This window comes from Myxococcus sp. CA005 (assembly GCF_006518205.1).
Classification (GTDB): Bacteria; Myxococcota; Myxococcia; order Myxococcales; family Myxococcaceae; genus Myxococcus; species Myxococcus xanthus.
This window is the reverse complement of record NZ_SRLV01000100.1, coordinates 1-18019: the sequence shown is the minus strand read 5'-3', so window position 1 is coordinate 18019 and position 18019 is coordinate 1. Positions and strand designations below refer to the sequence as shown.

The 18019-nt window shown below is 70.1% G+C and carries 19 protein-coding genes; 9 read left to right on the top strand and 10 right to left on the bottom strand.

Annotated elements, in window-relative coordinates; genetic code table 11:
* Nucleotides 1–102: 102 nt before the first annotated feature.
* Nucleotides 103–702 (top strand): hypothetical protein, encoded by a 600-nt coding sequence (locus FMQ63_RS31475; protein WP_225909863.1) that lies wholly within the window; start codon nucleotides 103–105, stop codon nucleotides 700–702.
* Between the two features lie 14 nt (nucleotides 703–716).
* Here FMQ63_RS31475 and metH read toward each other — a convergent pair whose 3' ends face one another.
* Nucleotides 717–4232 (bottom strand): methionine synthase, encoded by a 3516-nt coding sequence (metH, locus tag FMQ63_RS31470; RefSeq protein WP_020478539.1) that lies wholly within the window; start codon nucleotides 4230–4232, stop codon nucleotides 717–719.
* Nucleotides 4229–5125, bottom strand: a complete 897-nt coding sequence (locus FMQ63_RS31465) for a metalloregulator ArsR/SmtB family transcription factor (protein ID WP_011552060.1) — start codon at nucleotides 5123–5125, stop codon at nucleotides 4229–4231. The genes metH and FMQ63_RS31465 overlap by 4 nt, the downstream gene beginning before the upstream one ends.
* 97 nt (nucleotides 5126–5222) lie before the next feature.
* Between FMQ63_RS31465 and FMQ63_RS31460 the strand changes: the two genes are divergently transcribed.
* Complete coding sequence (locus tag FMQ63_RS31460) at nucleotides 5223–6113, top strand: patatin-like phospholipase family protein (protein WP_171452358.1); 891 nt, start codon at nucleotides 5223–5225, stop codon at nucleotides 6111–6113.
* Between the two features lie 3 nt (nucleotides 6114–6116).
* On the opposite strand, the gene FMQ63_RS31455 is transcribed toward FMQ63_RS31460, so the two are convergent.
* On the bottom strand, nucleotides 6117–6827 hold the full coding sequence (locus FMQ63_RS31455; protein ID WP_225909862.1) for a hypothetical protein: 711 nt from the start codon (nucleotides 6825–6827) through the stop codon (nucleotides 6117–6119).
* Nucleotides 6828–7119: 292 nt separating this feature from the next.
* On the opposite strand from FMQ63_RS31455, the gene FMQ63_RS31450 reads away from it, so the two are divergent.
* A complete protein-coding gene (locus tag FMQ63_RS31450; protein ID WP_225909861.1) occupies nucleotides 7120–8733 on the top strand; it encodes a S8 family peptidase in 1614 nt (537 codons plus the stop codon).
* Between the two features lie 71 nt (nucleotides 8734–8804).
* Here the strand turns inward: FMQ63_RS31450 and FMQ63_RS31445 are convergent, their stop codons facing one another.
* The 3 genes from FMQ63_RS31445 to FMQ63_RS31435 all read right to left on the bottom strand — a co-directional run bounded on the left by FMQ63_RS31445 (nucleotide 8805) and on the right by FMQ63_RS31435 (nucleotide 10549).
* Entirely contained in the window at nucleotides 8805–9248 is a 444-nt protein-coding gene (locus FMQ63_RS31445; protein ID WP_011552056.1) for a CoA-binding protein, read from the bottom strand.
* Complete coding sequence (locus FMQ63_RS31440) at nucleotides 9245–10150, bottom strand: hypothetical protein (protein WP_011552055.1); 906 nt, start codon at nucleotides 10148–10150, stop codon at nucleotides 9245–9247. Before FMQ63_RS31440 ends, FMQ63_RS31445 begins: the two co-directional genes overlap by 4 nt.
* Nucleotides 10151–10228: 78 nt before the next feature.
* Nucleotides 10229–10549, bottom strand: coding sequence for a DUF2795 domain-containing protein (locus FMQ63_RS31435; protein ID WP_026114192.1), 321 nt, complete (start codon nucleotides 10547–10549; stop codon nucleotides 10229–10231).
* A gap of 203 nt (nucleotides 10550–10752) precedes the next feature.
* Between FMQ63_RS31435 and FMQ63_RS31430 the strand changes: the two genes are divergently transcribed.
* From FMQ63_RS31430 to FMQ63_RS38190, 5 genes are all read left to right on the top strand, one after another.
* Complete coding sequence (locus FMQ63_RS31430) at nucleotides 10753–12327, top strand: YiiX/YebB-like N1pC/P60 family cysteine hydrolase (protein WP_026114193.1); 1575 nt, start codon at nucleotides 10753–10755, stop codon at nucleotides 12325–12327.
* Between the two features lie 7 nt (nucleotides 12328–12334).
* A complete protein-coding gene (locus tag FMQ63_RS31425; protein ID WP_026114194.1) occupies nucleotides 12335–12610 on the top strand; it encodes a hypothetical protein in 276 nt (91 codons plus the stop codon).
* Between the two features lie 84 nt (nucleotides 12611–12694).
* On the top strand, nucleotides 12695–13519 hold the full coding sequence (locus FMQ63_RS31420) for a SirB1 family protein (protein ID WP_011552051.1): 825 nt from the start codon (nucleotides 12695–12697) through the stop codon (nucleotides 13517–13519).
* Between the two features lie 16 nt (nucleotides 13520–13535).
* Nucleotides 13536–13730: a hypothetical protein gene (locus FMQ63_RS38195; RefSeq protein ID WP_020478541.1), complete on the top strand. Its 195-nt coding sequence runs from the start codon at nucleotides 13536–13538 to the stop codon at nucleotides 13728–13730.
* A 27-nt stretch (nucleotides 13731–13757) separates the two neighbouring features.
* The gene (locus FMQ63_RS38190) at nucleotides 13758–14090 is read left to right on the top strand and encodes an NUDIX hydrolase (protein ID WP_225909969.1); all 333 of its coding nucleotides are present in this window, start codon (nucleotides 13758–13760) and stop codon (nucleotides 14088–14090) included.
* A gap of 9 nt (nucleotides 14091–14099) precedes the next feature.
* Here the strand turns inward: FMQ63_RS38190 and FMQ63_RS31410 are convergent, their stop codons facing one another.
* The 4 genes from FMQ63_RS31410 to trxB all read right to left on the bottom strand — a co-directional run bounded on the left by FMQ63_RS31410 (nucleotide 14100) and on the right by trxB (nucleotide 17299).
* Nucleotides 14100–14351, bottom strand: a complete 252-nt coding sequence (locus FMQ63_RS31410) for a hypothetical protein (protein WP_011552050.1) — start codon at nucleotides 14349–14351, stop codon at nucleotides 14100–14102.
* Between the two features lie 217 nt (nucleotides 14352–14568).
* Nucleotides 14569–15063 carry a cyclic pyranopterin monophosphate synthase MoaC gene (moaC, locus tag FMQ63_RS31405; RefSeq protein WP_011552049.1) on the bottom strand — a complete coding sequence of 165 codons (495 nt, stop codon included), beginning with the start codon at nucleotides 15061–15063 and terminating at the stop codon, nucleotides 14569–14571.
* Nucleotides 15060–16244, bottom strand: coding sequence for a PLP-dependent aspartate aminotransferase family protein (locus FMQ63_RS31400; protein ID WP_011552048.1), 1185 nt, complete (start codon nucleotides 16242–16244; stop codon nucleotides 15060–15062). Before FMQ63_RS31400 ends, moaC begins: the two co-directional genes overlap by 4 nt.
* 92 nt (nucleotides 16245–16336) lie before the next feature.
* Nucleotides 16337–17299, bottom strand: a complete 963-nt coding sequence (trxB, locus tag FMQ63_RS31395; protein ID WP_011552047.1) for a thioredoxin-disulfide reductase — start codon at nucleotides 17297–17299, stop codon at nucleotides 16337–16339.
* A gap of 72 nt (nucleotides 17300–17371) precedes the next feature.
* Between trxB and FMQ63_RS31390 the strand changes: the two genes are divergently transcribed.
* A complete protein-coding gene (locus FMQ63_RS31390; protein WP_011552046.1) occupies nucleotides 17372–17830 on the top strand; it encodes a Crp/Fnr family transcriptional regulator in 459 nt (152 codons plus the stop codon).
* Nucleotides 17831–18019: the final 189 nt, after the last annotated feature.

The window sequence follows — 18019 nt, the reverse complement described above, 5'->3', positions numbered from 1 at the left end:
GCTGCCCATCCCCGATGCGCCGGGTTCCCGACCTTCCTGTCCGGCAACAACGTTCCACCCAAGAACCGGGAAGCACCCCGGCGGACAAGGGAGGGGGCATTCATGAACAGGCGCTGTGGATGGGGGACGGGCACCCTGGCGGCGGCATTGCTTGCCAGCCCCGCCGTCGCGGAGACGCCCCGCGCCGTCAAGGCGCAGCCCGCCCCGGGCTTCGGGGCCTCCGGCCTGACGGTACGCAGCGGCGTGACGACCTGGTCGGGCAACGTAGGCAGGGAGACAGGCGTGGGCGCATTCCTGGCCCTGCTGGGGGAAGTCCCCATTGCCTCCGGCGTGGGCCTGGAGCTGGGCTACGAGGGCTCCGCCAACGGCTACGCGGAGCCCCGGCGCGGCACGCTGTGGCGGCACAACGGCGGCCTGCTGGCCAAGGCGGGCCCCACGCTCTTCTCGCAGTGGAAGCCCTTCGTCGGAGCGGGCGCGGGCGTCAGCTACTTCCACCCCACACCCATGGACGTGGGCACCGCCTTCGAGAAGGGCTGGGGCGCGGAGGTGCCACTCGCCGCCGGGCTCGAGTACCGGCACAACGGCGTCACCGCCGGCCTGCGCGCCACCTACCGCGTGCTCGTAGCGCGGGACTTCGCTCCGAACAGCGCGGACGTCGGAAACCTCTTCAGCGCCGACCTCAGCCTGGGCGCGCGCTTCTGAGCCGTCACGTCACCTCACGTCACGGAGAAGTACGACGCCTGCGGATGGTGGAAGACGATGGCGGACACCGAGGCCTCCGGCTCCATCATGGAGCCGTCCGTGAGCTGCACGCCGATGTCCTCCGGCCGCAGCGCCGCGAACAGCTTCGACTGGTCCTCCAGCCGGGGGCAGGCCGGGTAGCCGAAGGAGTAGCGCTTGCCCACGTACTCCGCGCGGAAGCGCTCCAGCATCGTCATGTCCTGCCGGTCCGGCGTGCCCCACATGCTGCGCAGCTGCGTGTGCAGCAGCTCCGCGTAGCCCTCCGCCGTCTCCAGCGCCAGCGCCTGCACCGCGTGCATCTTCAGGAACTCGCCCTTCGCCTTCAGCTCCTCGGACAGCTCGCGGATGCCGGAGCCCGCGGTGACGACGAACATGGCCACGTTGTCCGTCGGCGCGCCGCCCTCCAGCGGGCGCAGGTAGTCCGCCAGGCACAGGCCGCCTTCGCGGTCCTGGCGCGGGAAGTCGAAGGACGCGGCCTCCTTGCCGGACGCGCCGTCGAAGAGCACCACCCGGTTGCCATCACTGCCCGCCTTGTAGAACTGGAACACGGCGCGCGCCTGCATGAGGCCGCCGCGCAGGAAGCCCTTCAGCTCCTCCACGGCCTCCTTGAGGGCGAGCGCCTTGCGCCCCTCCTCCGTCTTCGCCAGCTCCGCCTCGGCCGGCGTACCCAGCACACGCGCTGAGGAGCGTAGGCCCAGGTGCCGCCCGTACAGCATCACCGGGTTGATGAACTTCCAGATGTGGTCCAGCGGCGTGTTGGTCAGCACGTGCCGCTCCCAGTCCGGCGCGGTCGGCACGGCGTCCAGCACCTTCACCTCGGCGCTGCGCCCGCGCGTCACCAGCGCCGCCGGGGGCGGCCGCTCCTTCACCTCGCGCGCCAGCTTCTCCCGGCGGACGGCCAGCTCGCCGCGCAGCTTCTCGTGCGAGGACGGGTCTACGATTTGCTTGGCCAGCTCGAGCCCGTTCATCGCGTCCTGCGCGTAGGCCACCGTGCCGGCGCCGTAGGCCGGGGCGATGTTGCGGTCCACGAAGTTGCGGCTGAGCGCGGCGCCGCCCACCAGAATCGGCACGTCCACGCCCGCCCGCTTCAGGTCCTCCGCCGTGGCCACCATCTGGTGCGCGCTCTTCACCAGCAGGCCCGACAGGCCCAGGATGTCCGGCTGGTGCTCGCGCACGGCCAGCACCAACTGCTCGGGGGGCACCTTGATGCCCAGGTTCACGATGTGGAAGCCGTTGTTGGCCAGGATGATTTCCACCAGGTTCTTCCCGATGTCGTGCACGTCGCCCTTCACCGTGGCGAGCACCACCTTGCCGCGCATGGCCGCCTGGGCCTTGCTCATGTGCGGCTCCAGGAAGCTCACCGCCGCCTTCATGGACTCGGCGCTCTGGAGCACCTCCGCGACAATCAGCTCGTTGGCGCCGAAGAGGCGGCCCACCTCGTCCATGCCCTTCATCAGCGGGCCGTTGATGATCTCCAGCGGCGTGTACTTCTGCATGGCCGCTTCCAGGTCCGCGGTGAGGCCGTCACGCGTGCCTTCGATGATGTAGCGCTGGAGCCGCTCCTCCAGTGGCAGCGTGCTCACCTGGACCCGCGCGGCCTTGCGCTCACGGAAGGCCGCCGCGAAGGGCGTCACCGGGTCCGCGCCGCGGTTGTAGAGCAGGTCCTCGGACAGCTTGCGCTCTTCCTCGGGGAGCGACGGGTAGCGCTCCAGCTTCTCCGAGTTGACCAGCGCCATGTCCAGGCCCGCCTGGACGTTGTGGTACAGGAAGACGGAGTTGAGCACCTCGCGGCCCGCGGCGGGCAAACCGAAGGACACGTTGGAGATGCCCAGCACCGTCTTGCTGCGCGGGAAGCGCTGCTTGATGAGGCGCACGCCTTCAATCGTCTCCACGCCGCTGCCGATGTACTGCGCGTCCCCCGTGGCACAGGGGAACACGAGCGGGTCGAAGTACAGGTCCTCCGGCTTCATGCCGTACTTCTTCGTCAGCAACTCGTACGAGCGCTCCGCCACCTCCAGCTTGCGCTGGCGCGTGACGGCCATGCCCACCTCGTCGATGCAGCCCACCACCAGGGCCGCGCCGAAGCGGCGCGCCAGCGGCACCACCTTCTCGAAGCGCTCCTCGCCGTCCTCCAGGTTGACCGAATTGATGATGGCCTTGCCCTGGCTGTAGGTGAGCGCCATCTCGATGACGCGCTCGTCGGTGGAGTCAATCATCAAGGGCACGCGCACCTTCTTGATGACCGCCTCCAGGAAGTTGCGCATGTCCTCGAGTTCGTCGCGGTCCGGGTTGGCCAGGCAGATGTCGATGACCTGCGCGCCCCGCTTCACCTGCGCGCGCGCAATCTCCGACGCGTCGTCGAACTGGCCGGCGACGATGAGCTCCTTGAACTTTTTGCTGCCAATGACGTTGGTGCGCTCGCCCACGATGAGGGGGCGCTGCTCGTCCGTCACCTCCAGGTAGTCCACGCCGGACAGCGAGGCCCGGGGACGCGGCGAGCCCGCGCGCGGCTTCAGCCCCTGCACCGCCTTGGCCATCGTCTCGATGTGCCCCGCGTGCGTGCCACAGCATCCCCCCACCACGTTGAGCCAGCCCTGCTCACAGAAGCGCCGCACGGAGCGCGCCAGCATCTCCGGCGTCTCCAGGTAGTTGCCGTTCTCGTCCGGCAGGCCCGCGTTGGGCACACATGCCACGGGGAACGCGCTCATCGACGCCAGCGAGCGCAGGTGGTCCGTCATGAAGTCCGGGCCCGTGGCGCAGTTGAGGCCCAGGTACAGCAGGTCCGTGTGCTCCAGCGACGCGGCCAGGCTCTCCACGCTCTGCCCGGCCAGCATGGTGCCCATGGGCTCAATCGTGCCGGACACCGCCACCGGCAGCGCGTAGCCCAGTTTCTGGAACGCGCGCTCGGCGCCCAACAGCGCCGCCTTCACGTTGCGGGTGTCCTGCGCCGTCTCAATCAGCAGGTAGTCCGAGCCCCCCAGCGCGAGCCCTTCGGCCTGCACCGCGAAGTTGTCCACCAGCTCCTCGAAGGTGACGCCGCCGGTGACGCTGATGGCCTTGGTGGTGGGGCCAATGGAGCCCGCCACCCAGCGCATGCGGCCGTCCTTCGCCTCGGCGGCGGCGGCGGCGTTGCGCGCCAGCCGGGCGGAGACCTCGTTGATTTCGAGCGCCTTGTGGCCCAGGCCGAACTCCGCCAGCACCAGCGGCGTGCCGCCGAAGCTGTCCGTCTCCGTCACGTCCGCGCCGGCCGCGAAGTAGCGCGCGTGGATGCTCTCCACCAGCTCGGGGCGCGTGAGGACGAGGTGCTCGTTGCACCCCTCGTACTCCGGGCCGCCGAAGTCCGCCGCCTTGAGGTCCTCGTTCTGGAGCAGCGTGCCCATGGCACCATCCAGCACCAGCACTCGCTCACGCATCGCGGCGCGCAGGGCCTCCACGCGACGGCCATTCTCACCAGGAGGCAGCGGGAGGGCAGCGGGGACAGGGCTCGTCATGACGGTTTGACTCCAGTCAGCAGGAAGACACGAAAGGGACTGGCCCCGTCCCGGGCGTGTGTCTCCCGGGTCAGGGACGTGAAGCCGGCCTCGCGCAGCGCGGCTTCGAGGGATTCAGGCGCGAAGCCCAGGTGCCGGTGGCCCAGCCGTTCCAGTACCCAGCGCTCCTCGTGCGGCATCAACTCCAACAGCACCAGCCGGCCGCCCGGCTTGAGCAGGCGGGCGGACTCGGACAGCACCGACTGCGGCTCCTCCACGTGGTGGAGGCTCTGCGAAATCACCACCAGGTCCAGGCTGCCGGACGCGAGCGACAGCCGGTGCAGGTCCTCGCGGAGGAAGCGGATGTTCTCCAATCCCTCGCGGCCCGCCCGCTCCCGCGCCTGTTCCAGCGCGTCCGCGTTCTGGTCAATGGCCCAGACGCGCCGCGCCCAGCGGGCAATGGCCACGCTCAGCACGCCGGTGCCGCAGCCGAAGTCGGCCACCTCCAGCGGCGGCAGCAGCGACGCCAGCGCGCCTGCCCACAGGAACCACGACTGCCCCGGCTCCAGCAGCCGTTCGTTGAGGGCCTGCCGGTCCTCGCGCGCCCGCAGCAAATCCTTCAGCCGCGCCGAGTCCCCCGCCGCGTCCTCCGCCTGCCGTGCCATCTGGATGAGCGGCCAGCGCCCGTCCGCCTGCTCCAAGGCCAGCGAGTAGTAGCTGTAGCCCGCGTGGCGCTCCTCGCGCAGCAGGCCCAGGCCCTTCAGCTTGCCCAGGTGATGGGACACGGACGACTGCGCCACGCCCACCAGGGACACCAGCTCCGTCACGTTCAACGGGGCCTCTGCCACCAACCGGAGGATGCGCAGCCGCGTCGGGTCTCCGAGCACCCTGAATGACTGAGACAGCTCTTCCATATCGCCGCATCAACATATGTCGATGCCGGGCACAAGGCCAGTACTCTCTAGACGCGACGCGTTGCCTGTGCCCCAACAGTCGCGTACAGGGCGAAGCATGGCGACTCCCACCCACACCCCGACCCTTCACGAGCTGCTCGCCGGCAAGCGCTTCGGACTCGTCCTCTCTGCTGGATATTTCGGCTTCTACGGTCACGCGGGCTTCCTCAAGGGACTGGCCGCCGCGGGCCTCAGTCCTCATGCCTACGCGGGCACATCCGCGGGCGGAATGGTGGCGGCCTACGCCGCCGCGGGCACGCCGGTGCGTGATGTGGAGGAGCTGGTGCTGCGCCAGACGCGCGCCAACTTCTGGGACCCGGACCCCATTGGCGCGGTGCTCAACGCGGACGCGGCGGGACACGGCCTGACGGGCCTGCTCAAGGGTGAGCGCTTCCGCAAGCTGCTGGATGCCACGCTGCCGGTGCGCACCTTCGAGGAGCTGCCACACCCACTGCTGCTGGTGGGCGCCAACCTCACGCTGGGCAGCCACGACGTGTTCACCTCGGGCGAGCTGGCCCCGCGCGTCCACGCGACGTGCGCCTACCCCGGCCTGTTCCGCGCGGTCCCCCTGGAGGGCAGCCTGTACTGGGACGGTGGCCTGGTGGACAAGGCCCCCGCGTTGTCGCTGCACGAGAGCGCCGTGGGCGCGGAGCTGGACGCCATCCTCGTGCACTACCTGCCCAGCAAGACGCGCAAGGTGGTGGGCGGCCCCATGGCATACGCGCAGGGGCTGGCCGCGGGCTCGGCGGCGCTGCGCCAGGACCACTTCCGCCTCCAGCTCACCGTGCTGGAGCAGAAGCAGGTGCCCGTCTACGTCGTCGTCTCCAATCTGCCGCCCGTGTCTCCCACCACCATGGAGCGTGGCTTCGACGCGCTGGACCAGGCGAAGCTGGGCGCCGAGCGCGCCCTGGCGCGGCCTCCGGTGCCCTTCGCGCAGGCGGAGTGGTGAGCCTCAGCGCAGCCACACCATGAGCAGCGCGGGCGTGGCCGCCACGAGCACGCCCGCCCCGAAGGCCAGCAGCACCTGGAGGAAGAAGAGGTCCTCCAGCGACTCCACCAGCATCATCTCCACGCGCTCGATGCCCAGCGTCTCCAGGTTCCGCACCGCGGTGGCGGTGTCCGGCGCGGAGACGACGGCGCGCAGCGCCAGCACGCCCAGGACGCGGCGGGACTGCTCCATGAGGAAGCGCTCCACCTCCGCCATGCGCGAGGACGGCGCTTCACCCCGGGCCTGCTCGGCCTGCCGCAGATGCTCGCTCATCGACTCGTTCACGACGCGCGACAACTCCTCGCGCGACAGTGAGCCCGAGCCTTGGAGCCGCCGCGCCACCTGCGCCGTGACGGGCTTGAGCACGGAATAGACGCGGGCCACCACGCCCCGCGACTTGGCCGCCTCGGCCAGCCGCCCTGACACGGCCTGCAGCATGAACGCGTAGCCGCCCGCCACCGACAGGGCCAGCGGCGGCAACACCGCGCCCAGAATGACGAGCCACGTGGGCGCGGGCGGAACGCCCAGCCACCGGGGCAACGCGTAGGTGGCCGCGCCCACCGCCAACCCCACCAGACCGAAGAGCGCTCCGCCTTTCAGCGCGCCCCAAAGCCCCACGCCCATCAACCGGAAGGCCACCAGCAGCCCCTGCCCCAACGCGCCTGCGACCCGCATCGACCGATGCTCCCAGGACGGAAGACCGCCCTTGTCCCCCACCGCGGCGAAAAGCCGGTTCCAGGGCAGAGCCACAATTCCATGAGAGACGTTCCCGCGCCAGTGACGCACCCCGTCGACGCGGGCGCGCGTCTCCTCCAACAGGGCACACCGATGTCGGCTTCCGGACGGACACGGAGGCTGGCTCCTCATTTCGCGACAGACCAGAAATGCAAGATGCCCGTGTGAACCCGTCCACTGTGCAAGTGGACCCGGGCCACGGCCGTCCCCTCTTCCGATGTGGAGGCTGTCCATGCCGATGTCGTCGCTCCTGTCGATGCGCCCCCTGCGGTACGCAATGCTGTCCCTGTCCGTGCTCGCCTTCGCCCCCTCGGCGGTAGCGGCGCCGCCCGCGAAGTCCCTGAAGCCGCGCGCACTCGCCGCCAAGCCCACCGGCCGCGAGCTGGCCGGGGACGCCTACGTGGAGCGCATCGTGGTGAAATTCCACGAAGGCAGCCGGGTGCGCCTGCGCGACCAGCAGTTGGTGGCCCTGTCGTCGGACCGGGACGCCGCGGAGCGCTCGCTGCTGGCCGGACGTGGGCTGGGCGACGCGCGCCTGGAGGCGGACCTGGGCCATGTGACGTCACTGCTGGAGCGCGCGCCCCGCATTGGCGCCATGGCCCGCTTGTTCGACGAAGCCGAGTCCACGCTGGAGGCGCGCAAGGCCTCCGGGGAGCGGCAGAGCGGTGAGCAACTGGCGGACCTGAACCTGTACTTCGAAGTCCCCCTGATGCCGGGCACCACGTCCGAGCGCGTGGCCGACCTGGTCGCCGCGCTCAACGGCCTGGACGGTGTCGAGGTGGCCTACGCCGAGCCGCCCCCCGAGCCGGCCATGGTGAACTTCGGCATGGACGCGGCGGTGCGCAGCCTGCTGGCCGCGGCGGACCTCCCCCCCGTCACACCGCTCTACGAGAGCAACCAGGGCTACCTCAACGCCGCGCCTGGCGGCATCGACGCGAAGTACGCGTGGACGGTCCTTGGCGGCCAGGGGCAGAACGTGAAGGTGGTGGACATCGAGGGCGGGTGGCGCACCACGCACGAGGACATGCCCGACCTCTTCCACATGGGCGGCACCCAGTACACCGACCAGAGCTGGCGCGACCACGGCACGGCGGTGCTGGGTGAAATCGTGGGCGCGCGCAACGCCTATGGCGTGACGGGCATCGCGCACCAGGCCAAGGCGGGCTACGAGTCCATCGGGGCCCAGAGCACGGCGAGCGCCATCACCAGGGCGGCCACGGCCGCGGGTCTGGGCGGCATCGTCCTCATCGAGCTGCACGCCCGCGGCCCCTCGGACGGCACGGCGTGCTCGTGCAACACCTCCCAGTGCGACTACATCGCAATGGAGTACTGGCAGGCCAACTACGACGCCATCAAGACGGCCACCGCCAACGGCGTCATCGTCGTGGAAGCGGCGGGCAACGGCAGCGCCGACCTGGATGCGCCCGCGTATGGGAGCGCGTTCAACCGCAACACCCGGGACTCGGGCGCCATCTTCGTGGGTGGCAGTACGGCGACCACGCGCTTGCCCATGTGCTGGACGAACTTCGGCACCCGCGTGGACGTGCACGGCTGGGGTGAGCGCGTCTACAGCATGGGCTACGGCAACGTGTTCGGCGCCAGCTATGGCGAGGACCAGTTCTACACGTCCAGCTTCAGCGGCACCTCCAGCGCGTCCCCCATCGTGGTGGGCGCCGCCGCCAGCGCGCAGGGCGTGGCCCTGGCCAACGGGCGACGTCTGACCAGCACGCAGATGCGCTCGCTGCTGCGCGCCAACGGCACGCCGCAACCCGCGAACACGCGCCAGATTGGCCCGCTACCGGACCTGGCCAAGGTCCTGCCCAAGGTCATCGCCGGCGACTACTGAGCCGGATTCTCGGCACGCCCCCACCTTCCGCGTCAGGACGGGTGGGGGTGCGTTTCCTGGCGGCGAAGTGACTACCGCTCGCCGTAGCGGCGGTGGTCCACCATCAGGCAGCGGTCCTGCACCACCTGGATGCCCGCCTTCGCCAGCTTCTCCGCCGCGGCGTCGTTGCGGATGCCGGACTGGAACCACACCGCCTTCGGCTTCTTGGCGATGAGCTCGTCCACGTGCCCGTCGATGTCCTGCGGCCGGCGGAAGACGTCCACCAGGTCCAGGTCGCCAGGCACATCCGTGAGCCGCCGGAACACCGGCTTGCCCAGGATGTGTGTCACGTCCGGGTAGTAGACGGGCACGGGCACCACCTCGACGCCCGAGCGCGCCAGGTAGTCCGGCACGTAGTAGGCCGGCTGCCCTGACTGCTGCTCCGTCTTGATGCCCAGCACCGCCACCCGCCGGGCACTCTTCACCACGCGCTCCACACCCGCTTCGTCCTCGATGAGGTTCTGCTCCCAGCTCATCGCGCCTCCTCCTGGAGCCCCTCTGCCCGGGACTCCGTCGTGACAGTCCACGCTTCGCCCGCCACCGTCGCCCGCACCGTGAGTTGGCGGCTCACGGGCATGAAGCGCCCCCGGCCCACCAGCTGTTCTCCCTCGCAAGACACGCCCGGCGTCAGCTCCGGCCGGCCCGCCATCACCCACGCCTCCCACAGCGCGTCCGGCGCATCCTCCGGCACCGCGTCCAGGCAGCGCAGGCCCAGCACCACCGCGTCTCCCAGCGGCGTGTCCCGCGTGCCCTGGACCGTGCGCTCCAGCACGTAGGCCACCTGGCTGTCCCCCACGGGCACCAGGTCCACCACCCAGCTCTGCTGGCCCTCCACGAGGTTGCGCTGGAAGAGGCCGGCGAACTTCACCTCCCACTCGCGCCGCGCCCGCGTCTCCAGGGCCTCGGGTTCGAAGAAGCGCTCCAACACGCCCGCCTCCGTGCCCGAGGGCGCCACCTGGCGGAGCGCCTCCTGCGCGGCTTCGGGGGCCACCAGCTTCACGAAGGTGCCATCCGCCGCCAGCCACGCCTGCAGCGTGAAGCGCGCCAGCACGTCCGCCACGCCGGTGGGTACCTCCTGACCATTGCGCGTCAGGCGCGAGCGCGGCACCGCCTGCGCCAGCAGCCAGCCCCCTTCGGAGGGCGTGAAGCGCGTCTGCGTGGTCAGCTCCACTTCCTCGCGAAGGGTGTCACCCCGCCGCTCCACCGAACGCACGCTGCGCTGCGTCTCCGTGAGCACGCGGTCCACGGGGGGCTGGAAGTCCAGTCGCACCGACGCCGGCCGCGGCTCCGAAGGCGACACGGAGAGCGGCGCCTTGTGGCTACAGGCAGTGGCGAGCAGTAACAGGAGAAGACTGGACGTCAGGGGGCCGGGACGCATGCGCCGTCACACGCTGGCAGAAAGCGCCCGCGCCCGCGAGCGCTTCCACCAGGCCTCCCCGCCCCAACGCCCACCGGTTCACGGATGACGCGTCTGGCCGTCCGGTGCATCCTCCACCGCGTCCCGCCCGATGTTGCGGCGGTCCCGGTTCACCCCGTCATCGTCGTCCCTCGAGCCCCCCAGGGCGGAGCGACGGGATGCCTCGGAGAGGTCCCGCTGCACGGCCTCGCGGGTGGCGTACTCGCGACGCGGCAGGCACTTGAAGAGGTTGATGACGTCGGGGGGGGCGCCTGCGTCAGCGGCAGCCGCCGCCAGTTGCTCCCGTTCGACGGGGTACTCCACCGCGTCGAGGTGCGGGGTGATGGAGAGCGCTGGATCCTCCGCGAGTCCATAAGCCATCGTCTGTCTGCCTTTCTGCCGGGGCGCGCTGGCCCCGGCACTGGTGCGTTCGTGTGCAATGACAACGTGGGGATGGCCGGGGCGCGGGACCACCCGGGGCGCCCCCGTCCCAGCCCCTGTCCAGCCAGGGGGACAGCCGCCCTGGCCCCTTCCCGGTTAAGGTGTCGTCCCGCGACGCCTTCCTCGCAGGAGTCCCACACCCCATGTCCGCCGCGCCCCTGCTGCTTGCCTGGCTCACGCTCGCCAGTACGCCCGCCGCCGCCCCGCCGCCCGTCCATGACGTCTTCGCCCTGGACGAAGCGGCCTTCGTCGCCCAGGCCCAGACCGACCTCGCGCTGCTGGAGCGCCACGTCCGGGGCCTGCGCGGGCTGCAGGAGGCCGTGAAGCAGTCGCGCGCCGTGTACCAGCAGAAGCAGAGCGTGCCATACACGCCGGACCAGAAGCAGCTGCTGCTCAGCACCTGGGCGGCCTTCTTCGACTACTTCGTGTCCGTGGAGGTCATCCGCCAGCGCTACTGGGACTTCGTGAAGGTGCCCGCCCACGCCCATCCGAAGAAGCACGCCTGGGGCTTCCTCCTCACCCACGGCGCGCTCACCACGGAGCTGGCCCACGGACTCACCTACGCGGAGCTCACCCTGGGCAAGAAGCAGCTCGAGGTGCTGCTGGACGAGCCCGCGCCCGAGTACGGCCTGCCCGCGCGCGCCTTCGCCCGGTTCAAGGACAAGGCCATCCACGTCTCCACCAGCACCCAGTTGCTCACGGGGGATGGATACAAGGAACAGCTCCGCCCGCTGCTGGTGAAGGCCGGCGCGCTGGACGCCCCGCGCGTGCCCTGGCTGCTGCAGGAGATGAAGCACAACAGCAAGGTGGCGAAGGGACTGCTCACCCGGCGTGGCGCCACGCTCTTCGCCAAGGCCACGGTGGACCTGACGGCGGACACCGCGCAGCGCGCCTTCTTCCCCGTACAGCGCGCGGTGGCCGAATGGATGGGTGACACCCGCGTGCGCCGCGTGGGCCAGCCGCTCATCTCCCGCGAGCAGGCCCTGTCCCTGCTGGAGAAGATGGAGCCCGGCGACATCGTGGTCGCCCGGCAGAACTGGTACCTCTCCAACATCGGCCTGCCGGGATTCTGGCCACACGCGGAGCTCTTCATCGGCACGCCCGCCCAACTTGGCGCGTACTTCGACGACGACTCGGACGTGAAGGCCTGGGTGGCCACCCTCCCCGGCGCACCGGGCTCGCTCACCCGGCACCTGGCGCGCGCCTTCCCCGCCAAGTGGGCCGAGTACACCGGCAAGGACGCGCATGGCGACCCCCTGCGCATCATCGAATCCATCAGCGAGGGCGTGTCCTTCACCGGCCTGGAGCACGGCATGCGCGTGGACTACCTGGGCGTCATGCGCCCGCGCCTGTCACGCCTGGAGAAGGCCCGCGCCATCGTGCGCGCCTTCACCTTCCAGGGCCGCCCGTATGACTTCGACTTCGACTTCTTCTCCGACCAGACGCTCGTGTGCACGGAGCTGGTGTGGAAGTCCTACGCTCCCACGGGCGACATGACGGGCCTGCGCATCCCCCTGGTCAGCGTGGCTGGCCGCCGCACCCTGCCCGCCAACGAGCTGGTCCGCCTCTTCGACAAGGAATACGGACGCGAGGACCGGCAGCTGGACTTCGTGGCCTTCCTGGATGGCCGGGAGGCGGAAGGCAACGCCAGGGAGGCGGACGCCACCGCTTTCCGTTACAGCTACCGCCGTGCCAAGTGGGACATCGCCCAGGAGTAGACACACGATGACGGAGCAGATGGCCGAAGAGATGCTGCAGCTGTCCAGCCAGCTCTTCGAGAAGATGATTTCCCAGCAGCAGGCCAAGGTGCTGCGCCTGGCCCGCGAGGCCGTGCCCAACATCTCCCCGGAGGAGGTGCGCAATTCCCACGACTTCCCGGAACTCAAGGAACATCCTACATTTGAGTTCGAGGATGGAATCCTGTCCGGGCTGATTGCGGCCCAGATTGCCCTGCGGGCGGAAATCAAGGGACGGCTGCCGCTTGAACCTCCAGCATTCTGACGCTCGGCTGCCTGCCTTTGCCGTCCGGGCCCTCGTGGGTTACTGGTTCTTGCCGTGAGCATTCCCTCTGGATTCAGCCCACCGTTGGCGCGGGAGCGGCTGGTGTCGGCCCTGGCCGCGGAGCCCCCGCGGCTGGACCTGGCGGCGCTGGCCATCGCCACGCTGGACAAGCCCCTGCTGGACGCCCCGGGGTGCCTGCACATGCTGGACGTGCTCGCGTGCCGGGTGCAGGTGGAGGCGGAGCGGCTGAGCGAGAAGGGCGAAGTCCTGGCGCCGCTGCGCGCCTTGCGCCACGTGCTGGCGGACATCGAGGGCTTCCGCGGCAACGAGGACGACTACCACTCCCCGGAGAACAGCTTCCTGGACCAGGTGCTGGAGCGGAAGCTGGGGCTGCCGATTACGTTGTCCGTCGTCTACCTGGAGGTAGCGCGTCGCGCGGGCATCTCCCTGTACGGCGTCCCCTTCCCCGGCCACTTCCTGGTGGCGCACGACGCGGGGGACCACAAGCTGGTCATGGACCCGTTCCATCAAGGGGACATCCTCACCGAGCACGGCTGCGAGGAGCTGCTCAAGCGCGTGGCGCCGCAGCTCAAGTTCGACCGCAACATGCTGGCGCCCGCGCCGGTGGAGCTCATTACGTACCGGATGCTGTCCAACCTGCGGCGCGTGTACCTGGGCAGAGAGGACTGTGAGCGCGGGCTGGCGGTGGTGGACCTGCTGCTGCTCCTGGCGCCGGACCACCCGGGCGAGCTGCGCACCCGTGCCGCGCTGCTCAGCAACCTGGGGGCATACCGCGCGGCGCTGAAGGACGTGGAGCGCTGCCTGGAGCTTTCGCCCGATGCCCCCGACCGCGACCGGCTGGAGATGACGGCCCGCGAGCTGCGGGAGCGCGCCGCGCTGCTCAACTGAAGGGAAGGGCTTTCACGTGGCTCGAGAGGTGAAGCCCTGGCGCCGGCTGCGGCGAGGGCTGGAGCATGACTTCAGCGTCGCCCGGGTGCGCGAGGACTGGTGGGCGGACCCGCGCACGGGCCACGAACACCCACGCGTGCGCGTCGACTGCGCGGACTGGGTGAACGTCATCGCCGTGACGCCGGACGCGCAGCTCGTGCTGGTGCGGTAGTTCCGCTTCGGCGTCGAGACATCCACACTGGAGCTCCCCGGTGGAATCGTGGAGCCAGGCGAAGCGCCGGAGCGGGCCGCGGCGCGCGAGTTGGAAGAAGAGACGGGCTACGTGCCGGGCCGCCTGGTGCCGGTGGGCCAGGTGCACCCCAACCCCGCGTTCCAGGGCAACGTGTGCTTCAACTTCCTCGCGCTCGACTGTGTGAAGCGACACGAGGGGCGGCAGGACGCGGGCGAGGACATCGCCGTGGAGCTGCACCCGCGCGCCGAGCTGCCGCGCCTCATCCTGGAAGGACACATCTCCCACTCGCTGGTGGTGGCCGCCTTCTTCCAGGAGCGCCTGCTCAGCGAGTCGAAGTAGGCCCGTGCATCAGGGACGCGAGCAGCCGCAGCCGCAGGCGTCGAAGAAGGGCGACTCGCCCCGGGCACAAACGAAGAAGACGACCTGACACTCCTTCCTGTCCTCGGACACGTAGCGGCGCTGGGCCGCCTGTGCGTCGCAGGCGGCCCGGTCCGCCACGGGCTGCGACACCTCGGCCGCGTCGCCCTCTTCCGTGAGCGCACCGCAGCCCGCGGCCCCCAGGGCCGTCAGCAGCGTCAGAACGCCCCTCAGGTCGAACACCCGTCACCTCTCGAACCGGCGCTGTCCTTCGCGCCCGCATGGACTGAAGAGCAACGTGGGGGCCTTCCCCGCGCACCGGGAGCCCCCTCGGGGACGAGCGTGCCCTGGGCGTGGACAGCGTCACATTCGCGGCGTGTGGAGACGGACAGAAGGCGGGGCTCCAGCCCACCGGTGTCCGCCGACGCACGGGCGACTCGGCTTCGGGGGAGGCCTCCCTTCAGCGGGCCTTCTTCGCGCGCGTCCGGCGCCGCGGCGCAGCCGCCTCAACCGGCGTGGCCTCCTCGCGCTGCCATGTGCCGGAGCGCCCGCCCGACTTGTGCTCCAACTGCACCGCGTCCAGCACCATGCCGCGGTCCACGCTCTTGCACATGTCATAGACGGTCAGCGCCGCCGCGCAGGCCGCGGTGAGGGCCTCCATCTCCACGCCGGTGCGGTCCACCGTCTTCACCTGCACGCGGACCCGAAGCCCCGCGTCCTCCGGCGCCAGCGTCACCTCCACGCCCGAGAGCGCGATGGGGTGACAGAGCGGAACGAAGTCCGGCGTGCGCTTGGCGGCCATGATGCCGGCGAGCCTCGCCGCAGCCAGCACATCCCCCTTCTCCACCTTCCCCGCCAGGATGCGCTCGCGCGTGTCGGGCAACATCCGCAGCAGCGCGGTGGCCACGGCCACGCGGCCCGTCTTCGGCTTCTCCCCCACGTCCACCATCTTCATCGGCGCACCCCCTGGGCCACCGCGGCGAGCAGGTCATCCACGATGTCGTCTGGGTCCTCCAACCCCACGGAGACGCGGATGAGATTCTCCCGGATGCCCGCGGCCTCCCGCTCCTCCGGTGTGAACCGGCGCGCGCTGGCGCTGGCCGCGTGCATCACCAACGTGCACACATCCCCCAGTGAAGGACCGGGCCGCCCCACCTTCAACGCCTCCAGGAAGCGCATGCTCTCCGGCCGCCCCGCGCCCTTGATTTCAAAGGCCACCATGGGGCCGCCGCCCAGCAGTAGCTCCTGCGCGGTGGCGTGGTCCGGGTGCGAAGTCAGCCCCGGGTAGATGACCCGCTCCAACAGGGGCGACTCCATGAGGCGCCGCGCCACATGCGCCGCGTGCTCGACATGCGCCTTCATGCGCACCGGCAGCGTGCGCAGGCCGCGCAGGGTGAGCCACGCCTCGAAGGGCCCCAGCACGTCCCCCGCCAGCACCCGCGCGGCGCGCAGTGGCGCCATCCGCTCACGCGAGGCGCTCACCGTGCCGCCCAGCGCGTCGCTGTGCCCGTTGAGCCACTTGCTGGTGGACTGCACCGCGTAGTCCGCGCCCAGCGCCAACGCGCGCTGTCCCACGGGCGACGGGAAGGTGCCATCCACCACGAACGTCGCGCCCACGTCCTGGCAGGCCCGCGCCAGCACGCGCAGGTCGGGCACGCGCAGCAGCGGATTGGAGATACTCTCCGCCAGCACCATGCGCGGCTTCAGCGCTCGGATGCGCTCGGGCACCTCGGGGTCCGTCATCAGGAACGCATGCAGCTCCACGCCCAGCGTGGCGCACAGACTCTTGTACAGCGCGCGCGTGACGCCGTAGCCATCCGCCGGCATCACCAGCTTGTCACCGGCCCGGAAGCCCTGGGCCTCGAAGACGGAGCGCAGCGCGGCCATGCCGCTGGCATAGGCCACACAGTCCTCGGCGCCTTCCAGCGCGGCCACCGCCTCCTCCAGCAACGTGGTGTTGGGCGCGCTGATTCGGGCGTAGGCGTAGTCCTTCCCGTCCAGGGCGCTGTCCAGGTCATCGCTGCTGTCGAACCAGTTCACCGCCGCCGGGTAGATGGGCGGCGACACCGGCACTGCCTTGCTTCCAGCCAGCCGCGTCCCGGCGTGCACCGCCACCGTCTTCTGCTTCGAGCTCATGGGGATTGCTGCGTCCTTCGCGGGAATGGAAAGGCCGGCCCCGGGAAGGGGCCGGCCTGGGAATGCTCAGCGGAGCCGCGCGAGCGGGTGGACTACTCGCCGTGCTCGATGAGCCAGCGCTCCGCGTCGATGGCGGCCATGCAGCCCGTGCCCGCCGCGGTGATGGCCTGGCGGTAGTAGTGGTCCTGCACGTCACCGCAGGCGAACACGCCCTCGATGTTGGTGCGCGTGGAGCCCGGCACCGTCTTGAGGTAGCCGCCCTGGTGCGTCTCCAGCACGCCCTGGAACAGCTCCGTGTTGGGCGTGTGGCCAATGGCCACGAACAGGCCGGTCGCCTTCACCTGCTGGCTGTCACCCGTCTTCAGGTTGCGCACCACCGCGCCATTCATCCCCTTCGCGTCGCCGAGGACCTCCTCCACCGCGGAGTCCCACATGAAGGAGATTTTCGGATTCTGGCGGGCGCGCTCCTGCATCACCTTGGAGGCGCGCAGCGTGTCGCGGCGGTGGATGAGGGTGACGTGGTTGACGATTTTCGCCAGGTACGTCGCCTCCTCCATCGCCGTGTCACCGCCGCCCACCACCAGCACGTCCTGCTTCTTGAAGAAGGCACCGTCGCAGGTGGCGCACGCGGAGACGCCGCGGTTCTTGTAGGTGTCCTCGCCCTTGACGCCCAGCCACTTGGCGGTAGCGCCGGTGGAGATGATGACCGTCTCCGAGCGGCAGCTGACGCTCTCCCCCTGGATGAGGAAGGGGCGCTGGGAGAAGTCCACCTTCACCACGTTCTCCATGTGGATGGTGGTGCCGAAACGCTCTGCCTGCTTCTGGAAGCGATCCATCAGCTCCGGGCCGGTGATGGCCTCCGGAAAGCCCGGGTAGTTCTCCACGTCGGTGGTCACCATGAGCTGGCCGCCCGGCACCCGCTGCGGGTGCTCCAGGGTGGGGCCCCCGGCGAACACCACCGGCTGCAGGTTGGCGCGCGCGGCGTAGATGGCCGCGGTGTAGCCCGCGGGCCCCGAGCCGATGATGGTCACCTTGTTGATCTTCTCCTCCGCCACGACTCCTCCCAAATCTCGTTGATGGCCCCAAGGTACCAGAGCGCCTCGGGCGCGTGATACGAAGCTGGCCTCATGGATGCCGCAGTCCTCAAGAAGGTTGCGCTGTTCGAGGGTTTGACCCAGGGACAGCTCGCCAAGGTCGCCCAGATTGGCCACTCCCGGACCTACCCGGCGGGCGCCTTTCTGTTCCGTGAGGGGGAAACCGGCCAGGAGATGTTCGTAATCGCCGAGGGCAAGGTCCGCATCTCCAAGTCCGTGCCCGGCATCGGCGAGGAGGCGCTCGCCATCCTGGAGCCCGGCCAGTATTTCGGTGAGATGGCGGTCATCGAGGATTCGCCGCGCTCAGCGGACGCCATCGCCCACGTGAGCTGCTCCGTCTGGGTCATCGAGCGCTCCCGGCTGGACCAGCTGATGTTCACCGACAAAGACCTGGCGTACGTGCTGCTCTGGACCTTCGTCCGCACGCTGAGCGAACGGCTCCGCGAGACGAACGAGAAGATCAAGGGCTTCTTCGCCCTCTCCCGCTTCTGACGGTCCGTCTCAGCACCCGAGAAGCCACCTGGTGCAGGGATGTCCGTCCGGCATCCGAGCCCCTTCCGACGTGTCGGGACGGGTACGCACCCCACTCCCCAGGTAGCACAAGCAGGCACACGGATTGCTTTGTCCCCGCCCCGTGGAGGGCGGCGGGATGGAGCAGGCGGCGGCGGGAGCGGCGTGGGC